The following is a 1,732-nucleotide window of genomic DNA, read 5'->3' as shown; positions in this document are numbered from 1 at the left end:
ATGAAGTACATCGCGTACGGCATGATCTCGGCGCTCGTCATCGACGCGACCCTGATCCGCATGTTCCTGGTGCCGGCGGTGATGAAGCTGCTCGGCGACGACTGCTGGTGGGCGCCTGCCTGGATGAAGCGCATCCAGGAGAAGATCGGGCTCGGCGAGCCGGTCCTCGACGACGAACTGAGCGCCGCGGAGGTGCCGGTGCTGGTAACCGCGGACACCGCGATGTCCGCGGGGCCCGGCGCCTGATCGGCCGACCCGCCCGTCGGAGCCGCTCCCCCAGGTCTCGGTATCGCCGCGCGCCCGCTGGGCGACTCCGAGCCCGGCCGCGCCCGGACCGCGTCCCGCGCCGGAGCGCTCTGCCAGGGACGAGATCGCGGGGGAGCCGTCCGACACGGACACTGGTCAACATCACCGTGTCGCCGGCACCGCGGTGAGCGTGAGCGAACTTCTCGATCGACACCGTGAGGACGACCGGGTAAAGGACTGRTCGTCAGCGTCGATTGCGTCTGAGAGAACTGAGATGCCTGGTGTGCTGTCAAGGGGACTGCCCCCGGTTTGGTTGACATCTTGACCTGTGAGGACTGCTCGTCACAGGTGGAAGGATGTTTCCCATGCCGAAAGCGTTCCCTGAGGAGTTCCGCCGCGACGTCATCGCGGTCGCTCGTAAAGGCGAGGCCCCGCTGCGCCAGATCGCGAAGGACTTCGGAATCTCCGAGGGCTGCCTGCACCGCTGGTTGAAGATCGCCAACCGTGAGGACGGCATAGACACTGGCACGTCCACGAGCTCGGATGAGTCGGCGGRGCTGCGAGAAGCACGTAAGCGGATCAAGCTCCTCGAGCAGGAAGCCGAGGTCATGCGCCGTGCCGTCGCCTATTTGTCCCGGGACGTCAACCCAAAATGATGTTCCCGCTGGTCCTCGACCTTGCCGCTGACGGTGTCCCCGTCACGGTGACTTGCCGGGTTCTCGGATTCTCTACCCAGGCGTTCTACAAATGGAGGAAAGCGCCCGTAACACAACGTGATTGGGACGATGCGCATCTGATCGATGCCGCTCGCGAGATCCACGCCGATGATCCCGCCTTCGGCTACCGATTCATCGCAGACGAACTCCCCGATCGAGGCATCACCGCCGGCGAGAACCGCGTCGCACGACTGTGCTCACAAGAGCGCATCTGGTCGGTGTTCTCGAAGAAGCGAGGCGTGAACAGAAAGGCCGGCCCGCCAGTTCACGACGACCTCGTCGACCGCCAGTTCGCCGCTAGGCAGCCCAACGAGCTCTGGCTGACCGACATCACTGAACACCGCACCGACGAGGGCAAGCTCTACCTCTGCGCGATCAAAGATGTGTACTCGAACAAGATCGTCGGATACTCGATCGACTCCCGCATGAAGGCGTCTCTGGCAGTCACGGCGTTGCGCAATGCCATCGCGCAACGCCACCCGGCCGGAACGATTGTCCACTCCGACAGAGGGAGTCAAGGCGGATTCAACCGGTCGTCGCAACACCTCGATCATGGAGGTGTGCGATGGGACGTGGTGGGAAGCGGATGTCGGAAGCGCCTTCGGGTGCGCGGCGGCAGTGGGCGGCGGATCGGGCGCTGAGGCCGCCGATGCGTTCACCGGGCCGGCCAGAGCCATCGCGTGCGGTGCAGCGGGACTTCTGGCGGCGGATCGCTTCGGGCGTGACGACGTTGCAGGCGGCGGAAGCTGTTGGCGTGTCGTGGCCTGGCC

Annotated in this window: 1 protein-coding gene and 2 pseudogenes; all 3 read left to right on the top strand. The window is 65.1% G+C overall.

What is annotated here, in order from left to right; translation table 11 throughout:
- On the top strand, positions 1–246 hold a 246-nt coding region (locus tag AB4Z09_RS28990), incomplete at its 5' end, for a hypothetical protein (RefSeq protein ID WP_442241382.1).
- A gap of 365 nt (positions 247–611) precedes the next feature.
- A pseudogene (locus AB4Z09_RS28985) lies at positions 612–1,525 on the top strand (IS3 family transposase); the annotation flags it as partial.
- A gap of 23 nt (positions 1,526–1,548) precedes the next feature.
- A pseudogene (locus AB4Z09_RS28980) lies at positions 1,549–1,732 on the top strand (IS30 family transposase); the annotation flags it as partial.

This window comes from Rhodococcus sp. TAF43, assembly GCF_052113525.1.
Classification (GTDB): domain Bacteria; phylum Actinomycetota; class Actinomycetes; order Mycobacteriales; family Mycobacteriaceae; genus Prescottella.
The sequence above is the reverse complement of the archived record's forward strand: the minus strand, read 5'-3'. Positions and strand labels throughout refer to the sequence as shown.